We start from the raw sequence: 22272 nt of genomic DNA, 5'->3' as shown, positions 1-22272 counted from the left end.
CCCTAACGACGCCCGAACCACGGGCGCGCCTGCCGTCCAGCGGACGGCGCATAAGGGGACGGTTCAGACATGCCTTCGCGACTCGAACGATTTCTGAAACAGGCAATGCTTGGCGCGCTGGTATCGATCGCGCCGATCGCCATCGCCTCGCCGGCTCAGGCGCAAGCCGAGCTGCAGGACGGGCCCAAGGGCCTCGTCATCGCCTATCGGACCACGACCGCTAAACGCCCGGCCTTCCGCAGTTACCTGACCGGCGCCATGGCGACGAAGCTCCGCGCGATGAAGGCGCAGGGCAGGATCGAAGGCTTCGAAATCTATTACAGCTGGTATCGCCAGCCCGCCGTCTGGGACGCGATGATCGTCCTCCATTTCCCTACCTATGCCTCGGTCACTGGCTGGAACATGCTGGAGAAGACGGCACCGGGCGGCCTCGACGCCGCCGGCCTCGCGCTCGCCGAGCCAGTGATGACCTCTTCGGTCGACCTGAGCTGGACGAAGAGCGCCGCGCCGCTGAACAATGGCGAGGTCTTCTACGTCATTCCCTATGAATATCGCGATGCCGGCGAGTATCGCGATTATGTGAAGGCCTATGTCCTGCCGCAGTTCGACGGCTGGATGCGCGAAGGCGCGCTCTCGGGCTACCAGCTCTACATGAACCGCTATTCCGTGGGTGCGCCCTGGGATTCGCTGTTCATCCAGCGCTACCGCGATTTCGCTGCCTTCGGGAAGCGCCAGCAGGTGCTCGACAAGGTCCGCGTGACCCTTCGCGACAATGCCGAATGGCAGGACTGGCACAAGCGCAAGGGCGGCATCCGCACTGAAACGGAGAACAGCATTGCTGAACTTATCGCGCATTGATCGCCGACTTCCCGCGGCCCTTGCGCTCGTCGGCCTCGTCGCGGCTATCCCCGCGCACGCGGCTGAGGCCGACACCCATCAGGCGCGCTTCCGCGCGCTCTATCAGGAGCTGATCGAGACCGACACGTCGCTCTCGAACGGCAGCTGCACGCTCGCCGCCGAGCGGATGAACGCGCGGCTCGTCGCGGCGGGGTACGGCGCGACCCAGTTCCGCACCGTCGTGCCGCCCGAATTCCCGAAACAGGGTAGCCTGGTCGGCGAAGTGACCGGCAGCGACGCGAAGCTGCCGGCCGTGCTGCTGCTCGCGCATATCGACGTGGTCGAGGCGAAACGCTCTGACTGGAAGCGCGATCCGTTCAAGCTCGTCGAGGAGAATGGCTATTTCTACGCGCGCGGCGCGATCGACGACAAGGCGATGGCCGCCTCCTATGTCGACGCGCTGATCCGCTACAAGGAAGAGGGCTTCAAGCCCCGCCGCACGATCAAGCTCGCCCTCACCTGTGGCGAGGAGACCGACTCCCATTTCAACGGCGTTTCGTACCTCCTCAAGACCGCGCCGGACACGCTCAAGGCAGGCTTCGCGATCAACGAAGGCGGCAAGGGCACGCTCGACGCGGCCGGCAAGCCGATCTCGTTCGGCGTCCAGACCGGCGAGAAAATCTATCAGGACTTCACCCTGACCGCGACCGCACCGGGCGGCCACAGCGCCCGCCCGACCGACGACAACGCCATCGTCCGCCTCGGCGATGCGCTGTCCCGGATCGGCAAGTACAAATTCCCGGTCGATGTGACCGAAGGCAGCAAGAGCTTCTTCCGCAATTCGGCCGCGTCCTTCTCCGGCCAGACCAGCCAGGACATGATCGCCGTCGCCGCCGGCACCGCCGATGCCGCGGCCTATGCCCGCATCGCGGCCCAGTCGCCTTACTGGAACGCGTTCATCCGCACGACCTGCATCGCGACCCTGATCGAAGGCGGCCACGCCCCCAACGCCCAGCCGCAAAGCGCGAAGGCCAATGTCAATTGCCGCATCATGCCGGGCGAGAAGATCCCCGACATCCAGCGCCAGCTCATCGAGCAGGTCGCCGATCCCAAGATCGACCTGAAGCTGGCCGAGGAGCCCGGCCCGCAAAGTCCGCCCCCGCCGCTCACCCCCGCGATCATGAAGCCGATCGAGAAGGTAGCCGCGGAGATCTGGCCCGGCGTGCCCGTCGTGCCGATCCTCAGCACCGGCGCGACCGACGGCCGTTTCCTGATGGCCGCCGGCATCCCGACCTATGGCGTCTCGGCGGTGTTCGTCGATCCCGACGGCAACGGCGTGCACGGCCTGGACGAGCGCGTCCGCGTGGCCTCGCTCTATAACGCGCGCGAATTCCTCTATCGCCTGATCAAGAATTACGGGGCCGCGCGGTGAAGAAGCTGCGTCCCCTTCTCCTCAAGCTGCATCGCTGGGTCGGTCTCAGCGTCGGCTTGCTCCTGCTGATCCAGGGGCTGACCGGCACCGTCATCGTGTTCCGCGACGAGCTCGACCGGGTCATCCATCCGGAGATCGTCGTGCCGGTCGCGCCGACACGCATCCCGGTACAGCAGATCTTCGATACCGCCCGCGCCACGCATCCGGGTGAGACCATCACCCGCGTCGAGCTGTCGCGCTGGGACGATGGTGCGGCCTTGGTCAAGCTGACCGATCCCGACACCAAGGCGCTGCGCCTGATGTCGGTCGATCCGTTCCGCGGCACCATCCTGCGCGACGGCGGCCTGCTGACCTGGCCGATGGAGCTGATCTTCCAGATCCACTACACCCTGCTCGCCGGCGATACCGGCGAGACGATCGTCGGCATCGAAGGGCTGGCGCTGCTGTTCATGGCCATCACCGGGCCGATTATCTGGTGGCCCGGCCTCAAGCGGATCGGCACCGGCTTCCGCGTGATGTGGAAGGGCAATGTCGACCGCCGCTGGCGCACGATCCACCGCGCCGGTGGCGCGGCTGCGGCCCTGTTGCTGCTGGTTTCCGCCACCACCGGCGTACTGATGGTGTGGAAGGAAGAGGCCCGGGTGGCGCTCCGCAGCCTCGGCCCGGTCACTGACAAGCCGACCCCCAAGGTCGCGAAGATCCCCGGCCAGGCAATGGTGCCGATCGATCGGCTCGTCGCCCGCGCCAAAGCCGAATATGGCGAGACTCCGCTCCGCCAGGTGCGTTTCTCCAGCGGCGGCCGGGTCGTCGCGGTCTTCCTCGACAGCGACCTGACCATCCGCGCCGACGGCACCAAGCAAATCTATTACAACGCCTATACCGGCGACGATCTCGGCCACTACGTCGCGGGCGCCCTGCCCGCCGGCAGCGAGTTCATCGACTGGCTCTACACCGTCCATACCGGCATGTTCGGCGGAACGCTGACTCAGCTGCTGTTCCTGCTCTCGGGCGTCTCGCTGACCGGCCTGTCCGCCACCGGCCTGTGGCTGTGGTATTCGCGCCGCCGGCAGAAGAGCCGCAACCGCGCGGCCCGCGCCGCCGCCGTGCCGGTCGCGGAGGCCCATTGATGCGTGCCGTCCGCCCTGCCGAGATGCGCGACCTGGACGGGGTCGTCGCGCTGGCGGAAAGCCTTGGCTCGGGCATGACCACCCTGCCCGCCGACCGCATTGTGCTGGCCGAGAAGATCGAGCGCTCGGTCGCAAGCTTCCTCGGCCAGATCGACCGGAACGAGGCGCATTACCTGCTGGTGCTCGACGACGGCGACGGCACGGTGCTCGGCACCTCGGCGCTCTATCCGCATGTCGGCCTGCCTTACGGCTTCTTCTCCTACAAGCGGCTCCGGCTGGTTCAGCGCAGCCAGGCCGTCGATGTCAGCTGCAATGTCGAGATGCTGACGCTCGCCAATGATTATACCGGCACGACCGAAGTCGGCACGCTCGCCATCCACCCGTCGCTGAAAGGCAGCGGCGCCGGCCGGTTGCTCGCCCGCGCCCGCTACATGCTCGTCGCGATCCGCCCCGATCTGTTCGCGCCGCTGTTGATGGGCGAGATGCGCGGCTGGCAGGACGAGAAGGGCGAGAACCCGTTCTGGAACGCCGTTGGCGCGCGCTTCTTCAGCATGGATTTCGCCACCGCCGACCGGCTGAGCGCGACACGCGGCGCCGATTTCATCGCCGAGCTGTTGCCCAAGCACCCGATCTATATCGAGCTGCTGCCGGAAGAAGCGCGCGCCGTGATCGGCAAACCGCACCCCAATTCGATGCCGGCCATGGCCCTGCTGAAGAGCGAGGGCTTCCGCTACGAAGGTTATGTCGACGTGTTCGACGCGGGCCCGCAAATGCATTGCGACCGCGACCAGGTCGCCACCGTCGCCCGCTCGCGCCAGGCGCTGCCGACGATGCTCTCCCCCAACGCTGCGCCTGCCGCAACGCCGCATCTCGTCTGCAACGAGGACCTGATCGATTTCCGCGTGGTCATGGCCTCGGCCCAGGTCTCCGGCAACGAGATCGCCCTGACCGCCGAAGCAACGCGGGCGCTGGATGCCCAGACCGGCACTACGTTACGCTGGTCGCCGGGCTCGCTGGATCCGGCGGCATGACGTCACTTCACGCCTCAGCCCGTGGCGGCCTCCGCCAGGATCCAGGCGCGGAAGCGCGCAAAGGCGGGCCGCGTCAGCCGGTCGGCCGGATAGACGAGGTAATAGGAGCCCTCGCTCTCCAGCGGCTGGTCGAACAGCCGGACGAGCGCCCCGCTCTCCAGCTCGGGCTCGATCATGAATTCGGGCAGCAGCGCCGCGCCCGCTCCACCAACCGCCGCCTGCGCGGCCATCAGGAAATGCTCGAATACCGGACCCTCGGTCTTCGCGCCCTCGTCGACGCCGGCAGCGGCGAACCATTGGCGCCACGCCCCGCGCCGCTCGGCCTGGGCGAGCAGCGGCACCTGCAGCAGATCGTCCGGCGTCTCGATCCGTCGTTCGGCAAGCAGGCCCGGCGCGCTCACCACGATCGATTGCTCGCGGAACAGCGGGTCGTGCTCGACGCCATGCCAGGTCGGCGCGCCGAAATGGATCGCGGCGTCGAAGCCCTCGGCATCGATATCGAATTCATGCACCCGGGCGGCGACGTTGATCACCAGCTCGGGCATGTCGCGCGTCAGCCGACCCAGCCGCGGCGCCAGCCAGCGCATGCCGAAGCTCGGCAGGGTCGCGATGCTCAGCGCATTCTCGTCGGGCCGCGCGATCACGCGCGCGGTCGCGACGCGGATCGCCGCCAGCGCCGGGGCGATCGCTTCGGCATAACCACGGCCGGCCGGATTGAGCGTCACGCTGCGGCCGACCCGGTCGAACAGCTCGGTCTGCAGCCAGTCCTCCAGCACGGCGATCTGCCGGCTGATCGCGCTCTGCGTCAGCCCGACCTCGTCCGCCGCGCGGGAGAAGCTTTCATGCCGCGCAGCCGCCAGGAAGCTCTGCAGCGCACCGATCGGCGGCAGCAGCCGGCGAGACCGCTCATCCATACCATTTTCGCATCACAGGAACCCCAGCCTGCGGGGGGCAGGCATAGATAAACGATGAGGATTCCGAACAGGAAAAACAAGCCGTTCGGAATCGCGCAAAGCATAAAGGGAGACCAAAAATGTCGACGATCACATTGCGAAACATGCTTCTGGCCAGTGCCACCGCGATCGGCGCGTTGACGCTGGCGCCGGGCATGGCGACCGCACAGGCAGCGGCGGACACCGCCCCGGCACAGGACAAGGCTCAGCCCGCGAGCGACGGCCCCCAGCTCGAGGACATCGTCGTCACTGCTGACCGTACCGGCACCGAGGCAGTGCAGGTCGGCAGCTTCCGCGGCGCAAAGCAGCTCGATACGCCGCTGACGATCAGCGTCATCCCGCGCGCAGTGCTCGACACGCAGCAGGCGATCAGCCTGCTCGACGCGCTGCGGAACACCGCCGGCGTCACCACGTCGCAGACCTCCCCGACCGTCTACAACAACCTGGCGATCCGCGGCATCGATGTCGAAAACCGCGGCAACTATCGCCTCAACGGCACGCTGCCGATCATCAACCTCACCGACATGCCGCTCGAGGACAAGGAGCGCGTCGAAGCGCTGAAGGGCGCATCGGCGCTCTATTACGGCTTCACCACGCCATCGGGCATCATCAACCTGACGATGAAGCGCCCGACCGCGGCGCCGTATTTTGCCGCCAATGTCTTCGGCAACAGCCATGGCGCGGTCGGCGGCCATATCGACGTCGGCGGCACCACCGGCATCTTCGGCTATCGCCTCAACGCCGTCTACGCACAGCCGGATTCGGGCATCGACAACACGCGCGGCATCCGCACCGTGATCGCGGGCGCGTTCGACATCAAACCGACCGACACGATCACGATCCAGCTCGACGGCGAGCATCTCTTCAAGCGCGTCAATGAGCCCGGCATCTACCGCTTCATCCTGACGCCGGCGATCACCGCGGGCAATCTCTACCCGGCGATCAAGATCCCGGCGTTGCAGGATCCGTCGACCAATTTCGGTCCAGACTGGGCATCGAACCGGACCGAGGAAACCAACCTTCTCGGCAAGGTGATCTGGAAATTCTCGCCGGCCTGGGAATTCGTCGCCAGCGCCGGCATGTCGCAGCTCCAGCGCGCGCGGCATTTCAACACGCTCGATCCCAACAACCCCAATACCAATGCCGCAAACGGGCCGCTGGGCGAATACCCGCTGTCGATCAGCTATCAGCCGCTCGCCAAGTACAATAACGAGAACTACCGCGCCGAGGTCACCGGTACCTTCAGCACCGGGCCATTCGTGCATGAAATCCTGATCGGCGCCTCGCAGAATACGCGTGCCAACCGTTCTTCGGCGAGCACGGCGGAAACCTGCTTCTACAGCAGCACCGGCACGCTGCTGGGCGGCGGCTTCCCGACCACCCCGGTACCGGCCGGTGCAACCCGCCAGACCTGCCGCCAGAGCATCACCGCTCCACATGCGATCCCGCAGCTCGGCGAGCCGCTCAACACGCTCAACAACCCGACCCAGATCACCGATATCGGCTATTTCGTATTCGACCGGATCAAGCTCGGCGATTGGCTGCAGGTTCTGGGCGGCGTGCGCAAATCCAACTATAGCGAGAAGCGGCTCGACACTGGCGTAAAGACCTTCAAGGCCAAGCCGACATCGCTGTCGGGTGGCGTCGTGGTCAAGCCGATCAGCTCGGTAAGCGTCTATGGCACCTATATCGAGGGCCTCGAATCCACTCCGGGCGCGCCACTGACCTCGAACAACCCCAATGTGCAGCTCGGGCCGAGCCAGTCGACCCAGTATGAAGGCGGCGTGAAGTGGGAGCCGAAGCGCGGCCTGTTGTTCCAGGCGGCCTATTTCAACATCCAGCGCGATTCCGCGGTGGTCAACGGCGCCAATTTCTACGTCAAGGACGGTCGCCAGACCTTCAAGGGCGTCGAGCTGAGCCTGACCGGTAACCTGACCCAGGACCTGTCGATCTACGCCAGCGCGCTGTTCCTCGATGCGAAATACACCTCGGGCGCGCCGACCAACCTGACGAGCACGCCGATCTCTCCGACGCTCGTCGGCCGCCGCGTGGAGAATACGCCGAAGACCACCTGGTCGGTCGCCGGCGAATATCGCCTGACGCCAGTCCTTCCCGGCCTCGCGATCAGTGCCGCCGCTTATTATGTCGGCAACCGGGCGATCAATCCGACCAACCAGGGCTTTATCGACGGCTACACGCTGTTCGACCTGGGCGGATCCTACACGACCGAGATCGACGGCCATAAGCTGACCTTCCGCATCAATGGCGAGAATATCGGCGGCAAGCGCTACTGGGCATCGACCGCCGGCCTGTTGCTTGCACAGGGCGCCCCCTCGACGATCAAATTCTCGATCGGCACGGTGTTCTGAGCATGACTGCCAGGGACGGGGTTCTTGCAACCCCGTCCCTTTTTCTCACAAATCACAGGAAATCGCGCAGCCTTGTCTCGATCCGGGCGATGGCGGCACTCCTGTTCGCGGGCGGTAGCGATCGTCGTCGAACGCGGCCTCGGCCAGGAGCTGTCTCAATGAACAACCCCTTCACCGACTGGGCCTGGACGCCTCACGCCGACTGGCTGCAGATCGAAACCATCGACATGCACACCGGCGGCGAACCGCTCCGCGTGATCGTCTCCGGCCTGCCCCAGCTTCAGGGCACCAACTGCCTCGAAAAGCGCCGCTGGTTCCGCGACAATCTCGACCATGTCCGCACCGCGCTAATGTGGGAGCCGCGCGGCCATGCCGACATGTACGGCACGGTGATGGATCGCTCGACCGACGGCGATTTCGACGTCTTCTTCCTGCACAATGAGGGCTACAGCACCATGTGCGGCCACGCGATCCTCGCGCTGACCCGGCTGGCGGCGGAGACCGGGCTGGTCGAGCCGGAGCGGGAGGAGATCGTCTTCAACGTGCCCTGCGGCAGGATCGTCGCGCGACCGCATTGGCAGGGCGGCAGGGTCGCCTCGGCCAGCTTTCGCAACGTGCCCTCTTATGTCGCCCTGGCCGGCGCCTCGGTCGACGTGCCGGGCATTGGCCCGGTCGCTTTCGACATCGCTTATGGCGGCGCCTATTACGCCCTGGTCGAGGCGGCACCGCTCGGCCTCGCCATCGAGCCTGCGGATCATGACCGACTGATCGACCATGGCCGGCGCATCAAGCACGCCGTCGCTGCCGCCTTCCCGGTCATCCATCCGACCGAGCCCGACCTCAGCTTCCTCTACGGCACGATCTTCACCGGACCGCCCAGGAACCCGGCGCATCACAGCCGCAACGTCTGCATTTTCGCCGATGGCGAAGTGGATCGCTCCGCCACCGGATCGGGCGTCAGCGCACGTGCCGCGCTCCATTTCAGCCGGGGCGAGATCGGCGTCGGCGAGGAGATCGTGATCGAGAGCATCCTCGACACGACCATGACCGTAAAGGTCGCTGAAACGACGCGGTTCGGCCCGCACGACGCCGTGATCCCGCAGGTGCGCGGCAGCGCCTCCTTCACTGGCCGGAACAGCTTCTGGATCGAGCCGGACGACGCGCTTCGGGGCGGATTCCTGCTGCGCTGAGGGCTCCAGCCGGCATGACAGCAAGATGACAGCAAGCCGGTGGTTTCTGCAGCTCGATAATCGAGGAGCGGAATGCTGGCGATGAACTTCCTGCGCATCAAGCCGCTCGACGCCATCATGGCCTCGGCCCGCAGGAACGCGCTCGAGCCGACGCTCGGCGCGTGGCAACTGACTCTGCTCGGCGTCGGCGCGATCATCGGCACCGGCATCTTCGTGCTCACCTCGGAGGCAGCGCAAAAGGCCGGCCCTGGCATGGTGATCAGCTTCGTCATCGCAGCGTTCGTCTGCGCGACCGCAGCGCTTTGCTATGCGGAGGTCGCGGCGATGATCCCGGTATCGGGCTCGGCCTATACCTACACCTATGCGGTGATGGGCGAGGTGATGGCCTGGCTGGTCGGCTGGGCGCTGGTCCTCGAATATGCCGTGTCCGCTTCCGCCGTCGCGGTCGGCTGGTCGGGCTATTTCGTCGGGCAACTGCACGGCTGGTTCGGCATCACCTTGCCGATGGCACTCACCCAGGGCCCCTATGCCGGCGGTCTGATCAACCTGCCGGCGGTGACCATCTCGCTGCTCATCACCTGGCTGCTGATGATCGGCACCAGCGAGAGTGCGCGAGTCAACGCCATGCTGGTCGGCGTCAAGGTCACGGCGCTCGCCCTGTTCGTCATCCTGTCGATCCCGGCGATGCGCGCCGAGAATTTCCATCCGCTGATGCCGCTTGGCTGGGCCAGCGGCGACGGGGCCGGCGTGGTCAGCGCGGCTTCCTCGATCTTCTTCGCCTATATCGGCTTCGACGCCGTCTCCACCGCGGCGGAAGAGACGAAGAACCCGCAGCGCAACGTGCCGCTCGGGCTGATCGGCTCGCTGGTGATCTGCACGGTGTTCTACATGCTCGTCGCGGCGGGGGCGATCGGCTCCCCGCTCGGCGCGCAGCCAGTGATGAGCGCCACCGGCCACTGGCTGGCACCCGGATCGGCCGAGCTTGCCGCCCGCTGTGCCGCCATCGTCGGCGGCGGCGCGGTCGAGCCGCTCGCCTGCTCGAACGAAGCGCTGGCGCATGTCCTGCGCGAGATCGGCTATATGAAGCTCGGCAACCTGGTCGGGCTCGCCGCCTTCGTCGCCCTGCCGTCCGTCATCCTCGTGATGATCTACGGCCAGGCGCGCATGTTCTTCGTGATGTCGCGCGACGGCCTGCTGCCCGCCCGCCTGTCGCGCATCCATCCGAAGTGGAAGACGCCGCACATCATCACCATGATCACCGGCACCGGAGTCGCGCTCGGCTCGGCCTTCCTGCCCGTGGGCAAGCTCGCCGACATGTGCAACGCGGGCACCCTGTTCGCCTTTGTCGCGGTGGCGATCGCGCTGATGGTGCTGCGGCGCACCGATCCGGGCCGCGCGCGGCCGTTCCGCACGCCATTGGTCTGGCTGGTCGGCCCGCTGACGATCCTCGGCTGCCTGATCCTGTATCTGCGCCTGCCCTTCGACGCCAAGATGGTCCTGCCGATCTGGGGCGGCATCGGGCTGCTGCTCTATTTCGCTTATGGCTATCGCCACAGCCTGATGGGCCGCGGCGTGGTCGAAGTGCATGAGACGGATATCATCGCACCGCCAGTTCCGGGGACTCATTGATGCTGTACCGCACCGCCCTTGCCGCTTGCCTGATCGCGCTGTCCGCCCCGGCAGTCGCACAGGATAAGGACGACGCCCCGTCGCGCTACCTGCCGACCGCGGCGGTGGAATATCCCGGCGGGGTGCGCAGCCTGCGCGACGTCGCCTTTGCCGAACTCTCCGGCTTCCGTCCGCTGACGCTCGACCTGTATCTGCCCCCCGACGGCGGCGCGCCCAGGCCGGTGATCGTCTTTGTCCATGGCGGCGCCTGGGTTCATCGTACCGCGCGCGACGGCGGCACCTTCCGCGATTTCCCCGCCGTCCTCGCCTCCTATGCGGCGCGCGGCTATGTCGTCGCCAGCGTCAATTACCGTTTCAGCGGCGAGGCCCGCTTCCCCGGCCCGGTGCAGGACGTCGAGATGGCCATCCAGTGGCTGCGCCGTCGCGCATCGACCTACAATATCGATCCCGCCCGCGTCGTCGCCTGGGGCTCCTCGGCCGGCAGCCAGATCGCCACCCTGATCGGCACTGGCTGCGACGACCCGAAGATCGCACCGCCGGCGGGCAAGTCGCTACAGCCTTCGCCCTGCGTGCAGGGCGTGATCGACTGGTACGGGATCATCGATCTGGAGGGTCATGCGGCGGATCTGGGCAAGGACGACGCATCGGGCATCAACGCCAGCGAGGACAAATATCTCGGCTGCGTGATCCGCCGCACCTGCCCGCCCGGCCTCGCCCGCTCGGCCAGCCCGCTTGCCTATATCGATCCGCACGACCCGCCCTTCCTGATCCAGCACGGTACGGCCGATGACACCGTGTCGCCAAAACAGGCGCAGCGCCTCCATGATGCGCTCCGCGCCGCGGGCGTGCCGAGCGAGCTTGTCCTCTACCCCAATGTCTCGCACGGCTTCGCCAAGGTGCCCGAAGGCGGCCCCGACGATGCGATCAACCACCAGGCGCTCGACAAGGTCACTGCGTGGCTCGACCGCTATTTCCCGGTCGCGAAACCCGCGGCCCGGTGAGACCCGCGCTCGCCCTGATCCTTGCGACATGCGCGCTGCCTTCGGTCGCGACGGCACGGCCGACGCCGTGCGCCGCGCATCGCTTCGCCGCCGATCAGGGTGACCTCGCTTATCGGAGCTGCGGCCAAGGTCCGGTCACTATCATCCTCCCCGGCGGACCCGGGCTGGACGCGGCCTACATGCTCGATGTCGCGCTGGACGTGGCGGCGAGCGGCCGCCGCGCGATCCTGCTCGATCAGCGCGGCACCGGCGCCTCTCGCGCCGCGCTCGGCGACGGCAGCCGCCTCACCGTTGCGGGCAGCGTCGCGGATGTGGAGGCGCTCCGCCGGTCGCTCGGGTCGGATCGCATCACCTTGATCGGCCATTCCTTCGGCGGCGGCATCGCCCAGGCCTATGCCGCCGTCCATCCCGATCATGTCGCAAAGCTGATCCTGATGAACTCGGTCGGCCCCGACATGCGGCCGCCGACGGCCCCGCTCGACAGCTGGCGCACACGCCTCAACCCGGACGAGCTGGCACGCTATGACGCGGCGCGTGCAAAGGGCGACCGCGTGGCCGCGATGAAGATCAAGTTCCTCGGCAGTTTCTACCACCGCGCCAGGGGCCTCGTGTTCCTCAAGACCCTCCCCGATTCAGCGATCCATCAGGACGTCGCACCGCTCTCCGACGATTACGCCCGCCACTATGATGTCCGCACGACCGCAACGGGCGCGACCTTTCCCGTCGTCATCCTGGCCGGCGAAGTGGACTGGATTCGCGCATATGAGGCCCGACTGCGCGAGACCTGGCCGAAGGCCATCACTATCGTGATCCCGCAGGCAGGCCATTTCCCCTGGGCTGATGCACCGGCGGCAACACGGCGTGCGCTGCGCAAGGGACTCGCATCGTGACGACGACAATTCATTCCATATCATCATCAATTGCTGATGAACTATCGCCGGTTCAGCACAGGAAGCTGAGGTTTCTCGCACCCATATTCGCTATGGATCGATGCATCCCCAGCATCTGGAGCGAATGATGACCAGCCAACTCCTCAACGTCTATAACCGCGCACCCGTCACCTTCACGCATGGCGAAGGCAGCTGGCTGATCGCCGAGAATGGTGACCGCTATCTCGATTGTGTCGGCGGTATCGCGACCGACGCGCTCGGCCATTGCCATCCCAAGCTCGTCGCGGCGCTGACCGAGCAGGCCGGCAAGCTCTGGCACATCTCGAACATGTTCAGGATCCCCGGCCAGGAAGCACTGGCCGAGCGGCTGACCAGGGCGAGCTTCGCCGATCTCGCCTTCTTCGCCAATTCGGGCACCGAGGCGATCGAGGCCGCGCTGAAGATGGCGCGTCGTTATCACAGCGCGCGGGGCAACGCCGACCGCAACGTCATCATCGGCTTCAAGGGCTCGTTCCACGGCCGCACCTATGCCGCGATCAACGCGTCGGGGAATGCCGGTTATCTCGACGGCTTCGGCCCGGCCCTTCCCGGCTATCTCCAGCTCGGCCTCGACGACTGGCAGGCGATCGCCGCCGCCATCGCTGCGCCCACCACCGCCGCCGTGATCATCGAGCCGGTCCAGGGCGAGGGCGGCGCACGCGCGATCCCCGAGGAACTGCTGCGCAATCTGCGCCAGGCGTGCAGCGCCAATGGCGTGCTGCTCATCTACGACGAAGTGCAGAGCGGCATGGGCCGCACCGGCCGACTGTTCGCGCATCAATGGTTCAACGGTGTCGAGCCCGACATCATGGCGATCGCCAAGGCGCTTGGCGGCGGATTCCCGGTGGGCGCCTGCCTCGCCACCCGCAACGCGGCGAGCGGCATGGTGCCCGGCGTGCATGGCACCACCTTCGGCGGCAATCCGCTGGCGATGGCGGTGGCGATCGCGGCCTTCGACGAGATCGCCACGCCCGAGATGCTCGACCATGTCCGCGAGATCAGCGTGCATCTGCGCGACGGACTCGCCCGGCTCGCCGCACGTTATCCCGAGACGATCGCCGAGGTCCGCGGCAAGGGCCTGCTCGTCGGCGTGAAGATGGTGGTCGAAAATCGCGCCTTCATGGCCGCCGCGCGCGACCGGCTGCTGCTGGTCGCCGGTGGCGGCGAGAACTGCATCCGGCTACTACCGCCGCTCAACCTGTCGCACGCGGAAGCGGACATTGCGCTCGAGCGCATGGACGAGACCTGCAACGCGATGCTGAGCGAAATGGCGGCCTGACATGAGCAACCTGTTCCACTCCAACGATCCCGCCACCGGTGAGGTGGTATGGTCCGGACCCGAAGCGTCAGCGGAAGACTGTGCCGCCGCGGTCGCGACGGCACGCGCCGCCTTTAACGACTGGTCGGCGACGACGGAGGAAGAACGCATCGCCTTCGTCCATCGCTACCGCGATGCGCTGAGGGAAGATGCCGAGGCCATCGCCACGGCAATCTCGCGCGAGACCGGCAAGCCTCTCTGGGAGACGAAGACCGAGCTCGCCTCGATGATCGGCAAGGTCGATCTGTCGATCGCCGCGCACGCCGAACGCACCGGCAGCCGCGAGCAGGAGGCGCCGTTCGGCCGCGCCGTGTTGCGCCATCGCCCGCACGGCGTGATGGTCGTGCTCGGCCCGTATAATTTCCCGGGCCACCTGCCCAACGGCCACATCGTCCCCGCCTTGCTCGCGGGCAACACGGTCCTGTTCAAGCCGTCCGAGGAAACGCCCCTGGTCGGCGAGCTGATCGGCGCGGCGATGCGCAAGGCGGGCCTGCCCGAAGGCGTGTTCACCGTCGTCCAGGGCGGCCGCGACACTGGCGCTGCACTGCTCGCCGAAGATATCGACGGCTTGCTCTTCACGGGCTCTGCCGGCGCCGGCGCACATTTCACGCGCATCTTCGCCGAACGCCCCAAGGTGATCCTCGCGCTCGAGCTGGGCGGCAACAACCCGCTGATCGCCTGGGACGGCGATCCGCACGCGATCGCCTCGATCGTGGTCGGCTCGGCCTTCATCACCACCGGCCAGCGCTGCTCCTGCGCGCGCCGCCTGATCGTGCCCGAAGGCGCGAAGGGCGAGGCGATCGTCTCGGCGGTCGCCGCCTTGTCCGACCGGATCACCATCGGCGCGTGGAACGACTCACCCGAGCCCTTCATGGGCCCGCTGATCTCGCCGGCCGCCGCAGCGCGCGTGTCGCTCCAGGCCGAGGAGCTGATGAAGCTCGGCGCCCAGGCGATCCGCCCGTTCGAAGGGCGCCCCGGCCCCTCGACCGCATTCGTCGGCCCGACCATCCTCGACGTGACGGGCCTCGATGTGCCCGACCAGGAGATTTTCGGCCCCGTGCTGCAGGTGACGCGCGTCGCCGATTTCGATGCCGCGATCGCCGCCGCGAACAACACGCGCTTCGGCCTCTCGGCTGGGCTCATCAGCGACGATGACGCGCTGTGGGACAAGTTCCAGCGCCGCATTCGGGCCGGCGTGGTCAACCGCAACCGCCCGACCACGGGCGCGGCCGGTTCGATGCCGTTCGGCGGCCTCGGCGCCTCGGGCAATCACCGCCCCAGCGCCTATTATGCCGCGGATTATTGCGCCTATCCCGTCGCCAGCTTCGAGGCAGACCGGGTCGCCGACCAGGTGCACGATCTGCGGGGCATTCGCGCCTGATGAGAATTGCCGTCACTCTTATGGTGGCGGCGGCCTCCTGTCTCGCTTCCCCGGCGCACGCCGAAGATGAGCGCGCGCCCGTCGAACTCGGCGCGACTTATGTGACCGATGTGCTGTCCGTGGTCGATGGCGGCATCCGACGCGGCACGGCCTGGCTCGGACGGGGCGACGTCACCGTCTCGGTCGACGGGCGCGTGTTCGGGATCGACGGCGCGGAATTCTTCGTCGACGTGATGGGGGTCAACCCGCCCGACTTTTCCGGCCGCTATGTCGGCGACGCCCAGACCGTCAGCAACGTCCAGGCGAACAGCGCGATCCGACCCTATGAAGCCTGGCTCGCCGTCCCGCTCGGCAAAAGCTTCACGGTCAAGGCCGGGCTGATCGACCTCAACACCGAATTCGACGTGCAGGATGTCGGCCGGACCTTCCTCAACAGCTCGTTCGGCATCGGCCCCGATTTCTCGCAGACGGGCGTCAACGGCCCCTCTATCTTCCCCGCCCCCGCCACCGCCGCGCTGCTCCGCTACGAGGATGACGACTGGGCCGCGCGCGTCGGCATATTCGACGCGGTCGCCGGCAGCCTGTCCAACCCGCGCCGCACCGTGTTCCGCATCCCCGGCCAGCGCGGCGCGCTGCTGGTCGGCGAAGTCGAGCGCAAGCTTCCCGGCGACGGCGAGATCCAGCTCGGCCTGTGGCACTACACCACCCACTTCGACCTGATCGACCCCGCCGCCACTGGCAAGGCGACAAGCCAGGGTGGTTACGCGCTGGTCGAGGGCACCCTCGCCAAACGCGACAAGGCAGCCCTGCTCGGCTGGGCCCGCATCGGCGTGGCGAGCGACCGGACCAATCCGATCGGCCTCTATCTCGGCGGCGGCGCGGCGTGGCGCACCGACAAGCACGAAATCGGTCTGGCAGTGGCGCATGCCCAGCTCGGCACGCCCGGCCGCCGCGCGACCCTGGCCGCAGAAGGCGGCACCGACCGCGCCGAGACGACGATCGAGCTGACCTATGCCCGCCCGGTGACGTCCTGGCTCACCGTCCAGCCCGACCTGCAATATGTGATCAACCCCGGCTGGGTCTCATCGCGCGACGATGCACTCGTAGCCGGCGTGCGCTTCAGCTTCTCGCTCTCGACGGACTGACCGCCTACCAGGCGTAGATAAGGTTCAGGCGCAGCCGGTTATACCAGTCCCCCGGCACGAATCCCGGCGTGTAGAGCGGGTTCTTCACCCGGTACCGGTAATAGGTCGCGTTCAGGGTCACGCGCTTCGCCGGAACATGGTCGATTGCCAGCGTGTGCTGCACATAGTTGGACGCGAGATCGGTATTGTCGTGGGAAAAGGCCGTCAGCGTGCCGTCCACGCCCATCCGCGCATAGCCGTACTGGAAGCGCCAATCGCCCTTGTCCGCGGCACGGCCGACGAACAGGTCAGCACCGAAGCCCTCGTCATCGCTCACCGCGGCGCCGAGATTCTTCACATAATCGCCGGTCAGCCGGATCGGCCAGCGCGGGCCAAGCCCGGCATAGGTCAGGCTGCCCACCACATCGACCAGGTTGAAATCGGAGAGATAGCCGCCGCCCGGCCGCAGCAGATTGGTGCGGAAATCCCCCGCATCGGCGTCCGTCAGCAGGTCGAGCGTATAGTCGTAATACCCGCCCGCCAGCTCGGCCTGCCAGTCGGACCCGGGCTTGCCGGCCAGTGCGACCTGTGCGCCCGCCATGGAGCTGTCGCGCGCATTGGTCGCCTCGTCGATCATGAAATACAGCCCGCTCGCGCGCAATTTCACGGGGCCGAGGTTGCGCGCAAAAGTCGCCGAAGCCCCTTCCGGATTGACGTCGCCGTCCCACACCAGATCGGTCCGCACAAAGGGATTGTCGAACTTGCCGGCATAGAGATCGAGCGCCCCGAAGGTCGCCTTGGCAAAGGCCTGGTCGAGCCCGACGACCAGATCGTCGTCGAACTGAGTCAAGGTGATGTCGGCACTGTTGGGATCATCGGGGTCGCCGCTGACGATGCGCGCGCCCAGGCTGAAATTCCTGTCGATCTGATAGGTCGCCCGCAACCGCGCGCGCAGCACGCCGCGTCCGCGGTCGCGCCGTGGTTCGCCGAAATTCTGCTCGTAGCGCACGCGCATGTCGCCGCTGATCTGCAGATTGTTCGCGACCTTCACGGGCACCGCCACGGGCAGCGCAGAATTGTCCACCGTCGCGCGCGGCTGGAGCGTGATGCCGCCGGTCTGGCCGGTGGCGGCGACCGCTATGGGGGCCGGTGCCGCCGCGGTCGTAGCCGGCAGCGGCCTGCCGCTGACCTGTGCGAGCGCTGCCTTCAGCGCGCCGATCTGCTCGGCATTTTCCTTGCGGATCTCGGCGATCTTGCGCTCATTCTCCGCCTCCAGCGCCACGATGCGTGCCTGGATGTCGTCGATCGACATGTCCTGCGCCTTGGCCTGTCCACCCGACAGGAAGCAGGCCAAAACGAAGGCCGGCCCGCAGGAAAGTTTCGCGGAGAAGGCGCGGAGCTTGCGCGGCCGCGCGCAGTCGGTCCGGCGAAGAGCAATGTGCATGGTCGATGATCCGCCCGTGATGTGCGGACTTGGTCATAGCGACATCAACTGACATGAGGCTGACGCGTAGCAGACACAATGTTGCTGAAACCGGCCTGGGTGGGGATGCCATGCTCGACCTGGGGCGGACCGGCAAAATGTCCACCGACCAGGCGGCGCCACTCGCTGAAATCCGCCGTCTCGCGAAACGCCAGATGCGCCTCGACGGTCTCCCACGACACGATAAGCCAATAGCGCCCGGCCTGCTCATGCGAGCGACTGAGCTGCATCGCATGACACCCGGCCGCGCGTCGAAACAATGCCACCGCAGCAGTCGCACCGGCTTCGAACGCTGCCTCCTCGCCCGGCGTCACGTCGAGACGCGCGATCTCCTGGATCATGCCGGCCGATGCTCCTCGTCGATCCGCGTCGTCACGCCCGTCGCGACGATCGTTCGCGTCGCATCGATCGAGGCATAGGTCCACAGGATCGACATCGGCTCGCTGTCGGAGATGTTGCGGAAGAAGTGCGGCACCTCCGCCGGAATCCAGGTCGTGTCGCGCGCCTCCAGATCGGTCTCGACCCCGTCGATAAAGGCCCGCGCATGCCCCGACAGCACGACCACGCTCTCCTCGCAATTATGCGTGTGGAGCGGCACCGCGGCGCCGGGATCGAGCGTGGTGATGCCGTTGAGCATCGAGCGCGATCCGACACCGTACGTGACCAGCGGGATCGTCCGGATGCCGCCGCCCCGATCCTTCACCGGCAGGTCGGCGGGGTGCAGGATCACGCCCTTCATGCCGCGGCCTTTGCGGGTGCCGGGTCGATACGCACGGTCTTCATGTTGGTGAACTCCCTCAACCCATGCTCGCCGAGCTCGCGGCCATAGCCCGATTGTTTGATCCCGCCGAAAGGCACGCGCGGGTCGGATGCGACGACGGCGTTGACGAACACCGCGCCCGCATCGATCCGCCGCACCAGCCCGCGCGCCCGGTCGAGGTCCGCAGTCCAGATCGACGCGCCCAGCCCGAAGGCCGTGCGGTTGGCGAGCTCGATCGCCTCGTCGGCGTCCGCCGCGCGGACAATGGCGGCGGCAGGCCCGAAGGTCTCCTCGTCGAACGCCGCCATCCCCGGGGATACGTCGCCGAGAAGGGTCGGCGGATAGAAGAAGCCCGGCCCATTGGGCATCGCGCCGCCGGTCAGCAATCGCGCGCCGCCGGCAACGCTGCGCTGCACCTGATCGTCGATCGCCGCGCGCAGATTGGCGCGCGCGAGCGGCCCGAGCGTCGTCGCCCGATCCGTCGGATCGCCGCTCTTCAGCCGCGTCGCATGATCGATGAACCGCTCGACGAACCCATCCATCGCGCCCGCCTCGACGATGAAGCGCTTGGCGTTGACGCAGCTCTGCCCGGCATTGGTGAAGCGCGCGCTCGTGGCCATGCGCGCGGCATGGTCGAGATCGGCATCGGCCAGCACGATGAACGGATCGGATCCGCCCAGCTCGAGCACCTGCCGCTTGAGCGCGCGGCCGGCGTGCCCCGCCACGATCATGCCGACCTGAGTCGATCCCGTCAGCGTAACGCCCGCAATGCGCGGATCGGCGATCACACCCTCGATCTTGTCGGGCTCGACCACCAGCAGCCCGAACAGCCCGGCCGGCGCCCCCGCCCCGGCCAGCACATCCGCGATCGCCCGGGCACAGCCAGTGACATTGGCCGCATGCTTCAACACCACGCCATTACCCGCCATCAGCGCCGGCGCGACGAAGCGGAACACCTGCCAGAAAGGATAATTCCACGGCATGATCGCCAGCACGACGCCCAGCGGATCGAACATCAGCTCGGTATTGGCGACGCCCGGCACCGGCACATCCGCGATCATCGCCGGGCCGGATTCAGCGTAGAAATCGCAGTTGAACGCGCATTTCTCGACTTCGCCCTCGGCCTCGCCGATCGGCTTGCCCATCTCCTGCGTGATCAGCGCGGCAAGCGCCGGCTTGCGCCTGCGGAGCGTCGCGGCGATCGAGCGCAGCAGCGCCACCCGCCCGGCGACCGGCGCGGTCCGCCAGGTGCGCTGTGCCCCCGCCGCCGCTTCGAGCATCGCATCGACCTCGGCCGGGCTCTGCGCCTCGAAGCGCGCGACCTCGGCACCGGTGGCGGGATTGATCGAGACGATCATGCCGCCAGCGCCGCGATCACCGCATCGGCGAACGCCTGCGTCCCGAGCGGCCCACCGACATCGCGCGTCCGTCGCGCCGGATCGGCCAGCACCGCTTCGACCGCTGCCTCGATCCGCCGCCCGCACTCGGCCAGCGCCTGGTCCCCGGTCCGCCGCGCCTGCCAGTCGAGCAGCATCGCCGCCGACAGGATCAGCGAGGTGGGATTGGCCACGCCCTGCCCCTGGATATCCGGCGCCGATCCATGCTGCGCCTGCGCGACGCAGATCTCGTCGCCCTGGTTGATCGACCCGCCCAGCCCCAGGCTGCCGCTCAGCTCGGATGCCTCGTCGGACAGGATGTCGCCGAACATGTTGGTCGTGACGATCACGTCGAACCGTTCCGGGCTGCGCACCAGCAGCGCGGCGGCCGCATCGACGATCACTTCGTCGAGCGTCACCTCGGGGAAGTCGGCCGCGACCTTACGCACTTCGCGCAGGAACAGCCCGTCGGTCAGCTTCAGCACATTCGCCTTGTGCACCGCCGTCACCCGCCGGTCGCGGCCCATCGCCAAAGTGAAGGCCGACCGCGCGACCCGTGCACAGGCCAAGGCAGTGATCTTGCGGATCGAAAAGGCGCTGTTCTCGTCGGGCATGAACTCGCCCGGCCCCATGAACATGCTGCGATCGGCGTAGAAGCCTTCGGTGTTCTCGCGCACGATCACCAGGTCCATCGGCTTGCGCAGGATGCTCAGCCCCTCGCGCGACCGGCACGGCCGGATATTGGCATAAAGCGCGAATTGAGTGCGCAGCGCCGCGGACGGATTGGGCATGCCCCTGGGATAATCATAATGCGAGACGGGGCCGAGGATCACGCCGTCCGCCTCGGGGATCGCGGCCATCACGGTGTCGGGCAGGGTCGTGCCCTGCTCGGCCAGGCTCTTCAGCCCGATATCCATCTCGGAGATCTCGAACGTCACGCCGGTCACCGCCGCCGCGGCGTTCAGCACGGCCAGCGTCGCCGTGGAAATTTCGGGGCCGATCCCGTCACCGGGCAGTAGGAGCAGACGCATCAGATTTTCCAGGATGTTGGGGCGGGCGCGAACACCATGCAGGTCGGGCTGCCCGTGGTCATGACCTGCACCGGCGCGGCGAGCTTGCCGTGGCGATCGAGCGCGAGGCGAACGATCGTGTCGCTTTCCTCATTGGCGACGAACAGCGCGCCGCCGCCCGGTGCGACGGCAAAGAAGCGCGGCGTCTTCCCGCCACAGCCCTGCCATGTGCCGGCACCCAGCCGCCCGCTCTTCGCATCGACCGCAAAGGACACGATCGTGTCGCTGCCGCGGTTGGAGGCGAAGACAAAAGCGCCGTCGGGCGAGATCGCGATCTCCGACCCGCGGCTGTTGCCGGTGAAATCGTCGGGCAGCGCGGAGAGGATCTGGAACGGCACCAGCGATCCGGCCACCGCATCGACTCGCGCGGCAATCACCGTCGAATCCAGCTCGTCGATCACATAGGCAAAGGGCAGGCGCGGATGGAACGCCAGGTGCCGCGGCCCGGCCCCTTCGCGCGCCACCAGCGGCGGCGCTGCCTGGCTGAGCTTGCCCGAAGCATCGAAGCGGAAGCTATGGACCCGGTCGAGGCCTTTGTCGGGCACCGCAATCAATCCGCCGGCCGGGGCGAAGCAAATCTGGTGCGGCTTGGCGAAAGGTTGCTCGACCCGGTGCGGGCCGACTGGCCCTTTCAGCGGCACCAGCTCGGTGACCGCGCCGATCCGGCCATCCGCGCCGATCGGCAGCACCGCGACGTTCGACACATAATCGCCGACGGTCAGGTGATTGGCGACGACCAGGAATTTGTTCGACGGGTCGACCGCCAGGTGCACCGGGTTGCGTCCCTGGCACGATTGCTTGCCGATGAAGCTGAGCGTGCCATGCTTCGGGTCGATCGCGAAGGAGCTGACCTCGGTCCCGTCGCCATGCACCGTGAACAGGAAACGGCGTTCATGGTCGAAGGCAAGAAATGCCGGGTTGGCGATGCCGTCCAGCGCCTGGACCTGGCTCCACGCGCCCTCGCGGCCGATCCGCGCGACGGTGATGCCGTTGCCGCGCGCATTGCGCTCCCGCGTGGTGCGGCAACCGATATAGGCCAGATATTCTGATGCCGGATCGCTCATATCTCGTCCCTCCCCGGAGAACAGACCGCCTTCGGCCGCCAGGCGACTCGCGCCGATCGCCGTCGCGGCGAGCATCGCCGAGCCCAGCAAGGTACGGCGCGCGATGACCGTGGCAGCGCGCGGCGCTGATGCTATAGGCCTTTCGATGCGATCGTCCGCCACAGCCGTTCCTGCCCGCCTCGCCAAGTTTGTTGGTGG

The 22272-nt window shown here is 67.1% G+C and carries 19 protein-coding genes; 12 read left to right on the top strand and 7 right to left on the bottom strand.

Annotated features, from left to right (window positions below; translation table 11 throughout):
• Positions 1 to 69: 69 nt before the first annotated feature.
• The 4 genes from WC729_RS22810 to WC729_RS22795 are packed head-to-tail and all read left to right on the top strand — an operon-like array spanning position 70 to position 4427.
• Positions 70 to 858, top strand: a complete 789-nt coding sequence (locus WC729_RS22810; RefSeq protein WP_372856747.1) for a hypothetical protein — start codon at positions 70 to 72, stop codon at positions 856 to 858.
• Positions 836 to 2269, top strand: a complete 1434-nt coding sequence (locus WC729_RS22805; protein WP_372856746.1) for a M20/M25/M40 family metallo-hydrolase — start codon at positions 836 to 838, stop codon at positions 2267 to 2269. The genes WC729_RS22810 and WC729_RS22805 overlap by 23 nt, the downstream gene beginning before the upstream one ends.
• Positions 2266 to 3396, top strand: coding sequence for a PepSY-associated TM helix domain-containing protein (locus WC729_RS22800; protein WP_372856745.1), 1131 nt, complete (start codon positions 2266 to 2268; stop codon positions 3394 to 3396). The genes WC729_RS22805 and WC729_RS22800 overlap by 4 nt, the downstream gene beginning before the upstream one ends.
• The gene (locus WC729_RS22795; RefSeq protein WP_372856744.1) at positions 3396 to 4427 is read left to right on the top strand and encodes an arginine N-succinyltransferase; all 1032 of its coding nucleotides are present in this window, start codon (positions 3396 to 3398) and stop codon (positions 4425 to 4427) included. The genes WC729_RS22800 and WC729_RS22795 overlap by 1 nt, the downstream gene beginning before the upstream one ends.
• Positions 4428 to 4441: 14 nt before the next feature.
• Here WC729_RS22795 and gcvA read toward each other — a convergent pair whose 3' ends face one another.
• On the bottom strand, positions 4442 to 5341 hold the full coding sequence (gene gcvA / locus WC729_RS22790; protein WP_372856743.1) for a transcriptional regulator GcvA: 900 nt from the start codon (positions 5339 to 5341) through the stop codon (positions 4442 to 4444).
• A gap of 119 nt (positions 5342 to 5460) precedes the next feature.
• Between gcvA and WC729_RS22785 the strand changes: the two genes are divergently transcribed.
• The 8 genes from WC729_RS22785 (at position 5461) to WC729_RS22750 (ending at position 16342) form a co-directional block, all read left to right on the top strand.
• Entirely contained in the window at positions 5461 to 7749 is a 2289-nt protein-coding gene (locus WC729_RS22785) for a TonB-dependent siderophore receptor (RefSeq protein WP_372856742.1), read from the top strand.
• Between the two features lie 158 nt (positions 7750 to 7907).
• Positions 7908 to 8939: a proline racemase family protein gene (locus WC729_RS22780; RefSeq protein ID WP_372856741.1), complete on the top strand. Its 1032-nt coding sequence runs from the start codon at positions 7908 to 7910 to the stop codon at positions 8937 to 8939.
• A gap of 81 nt (positions 8940 to 9020) precedes the next feature.
• Entirely contained in the window at positions 9021 to 10568 is a 1548-nt protein-coding gene (locus WC729_RS22775) for an amino acid permease (protein WP_372857181.1), read from the top strand.
• On the top strand, positions 10568 to 11569 hold the full coding sequence (locus tag WC729_RS22770) for an alpha/beta hydrolase fold domain-containing protein (protein WP_372856740.1): 1002 nt from the start codon (positions 10568 to 10570) through the stop codon (positions 11567 to 11569). The genes WC729_RS22775 and WC729_RS22770 overlap by 1 nt, the downstream gene beginning before the upstream one ends.
• Positions 11566 to 12459 (top strand): alpha/beta fold hydrolase, encoded by an 894-nt coding sequence (locus WC729_RS22765; RefSeq protein ID WP_372856739.1) that lies wholly within the window; start codon positions 11566 to 11568, stop codon positions 12457 to 12459. Before WC729_RS22770 ends, WC729_RS22765 begins: the two co-directional genes overlap by 4 nt.
• Before the next feature lie 127 nt (positions 12460 to 12586).
• A complete protein-coding gene (locus tag WC729_RS22760; RefSeq protein WP_372856738.1) occupies positions 12587 to 13777 on the top strand; it encodes an aspartate aminotransferase family protein in 1191 nt (396 codons plus the stop codon).
• Position 13778: 1 nt separating this feature from the next.
• Entirely contained in the window at positions 13779 to 15197 is a 1419-nt protein-coding gene (gene astD, locus WC729_RS22755; protein WP_372856737.1) for a succinylglutamate-semialdehyde dehydrogenase, read from the top strand.
• Positions 15198 to 15220: 23 nt separating this feature from the next.
• Positions 15221 to 16342 carry a carbohydrate porin gene (locus WC729_RS22750; RefSeq protein ID WP_372856736.1) on the top strand — a complete coding sequence of 374 codons (1122 nt, stop codon included), beginning with the start codon at positions 15221 to 15223 and terminating at the stop codon, positions 16340 to 16342.
• 4 nt (positions 16343 to 16346) lie between these two features.
• Here WC729_RS22750 and WC729_RS22745 read toward each other — a convergent pair whose 3' ends face one another.
• From WC729_RS22745 to WC729_RS22720, 6 genes are read right to left on the bottom strand one after another with little or no spacing between them, the layout of a single operon-like run.
• Complete coding sequence (locus tag WC729_RS22745) at positions 16347 to 17765, bottom strand: putative porin (RefSeq protein ID WP_372856735.1); 1419 nt, start codon at positions 17763 to 17765, stop codon at positions 16347 to 16349.
• Between the two features lie 44 nt (positions 17766 to 17809).
• Positions 17810 to 18145 carry a putative quinol monooxygenase gene (locus WC729_RS22740; protein WP_372856734.1) on the bottom strand — a complete coding sequence of 112 codons (336 nt, stop codon included), beginning with the start codon at positions 18143 to 18145 and terminating at the stop codon, positions 17810 to 17812.
• Positions 18142 to 18543, bottom strand: a complete 402-nt coding sequence (locus WC729_RS22735) for a cupin domain-containing protein (protein ID WP_372856733.1) — start codon at positions 18541 to 18543, stop codon at positions 18142 to 18144. Before WC729_RS22735 ends, WC729_RS22740 begins: the two co-directional genes overlap by 4 nt.
• Entirely contained in the window at positions 18540 to 19922 is a 1383-nt protein-coding gene (locus WC729_RS22730) for an NAD-dependent succinate-semialdehyde dehydrogenase (RefSeq protein ID WP_372856732.1), read from the bottom strand. The genes WC729_RS22735 and WC729_RS22730 overlap by 4 nt, the downstream gene beginning before the upstream one ends.
• A complete protein-coding gene (locus WC729_RS22725) occupies positions 19919 to 20971 on the bottom strand; it encodes an isocitrate/isopropylmalate dehydrogenase family protein (protein ID WP_372856731.1) in 1053 nt (350 codons plus the stop codon). Before WC729_RS22725 ends, WC729_RS22730 begins: the two co-directional genes overlap by 4 nt.
• Complete coding sequence (locus WC729_RS22720) at positions 20971 to 22236, bottom strand: lactonase family protein (protein WP_372856730.1); 1266 nt, start codon at positions 22234 to 22236, stop codon at positions 20971 to 20973. The genes WC729_RS22725 and WC729_RS22720 overlap by 1 nt, the downstream gene beginning before the upstream one ends.
• Positions 22237 to 22272 lie beyond the last annotated feature (36 nt).

Source organism: Sphingomonas sp., from assembly GCF_041661825.1.
Lineage (GTDB): Bacteria > Pseudomonadota > Alphaproteobacteria > Sphingomonadales > Sphingomonadaceae > Sphingomonas.
The sequence above is the reverse complement of the archived record's forward strand: the minus strand, read 5'-3'. Positions and strand labels throughout refer to the sequence as shown.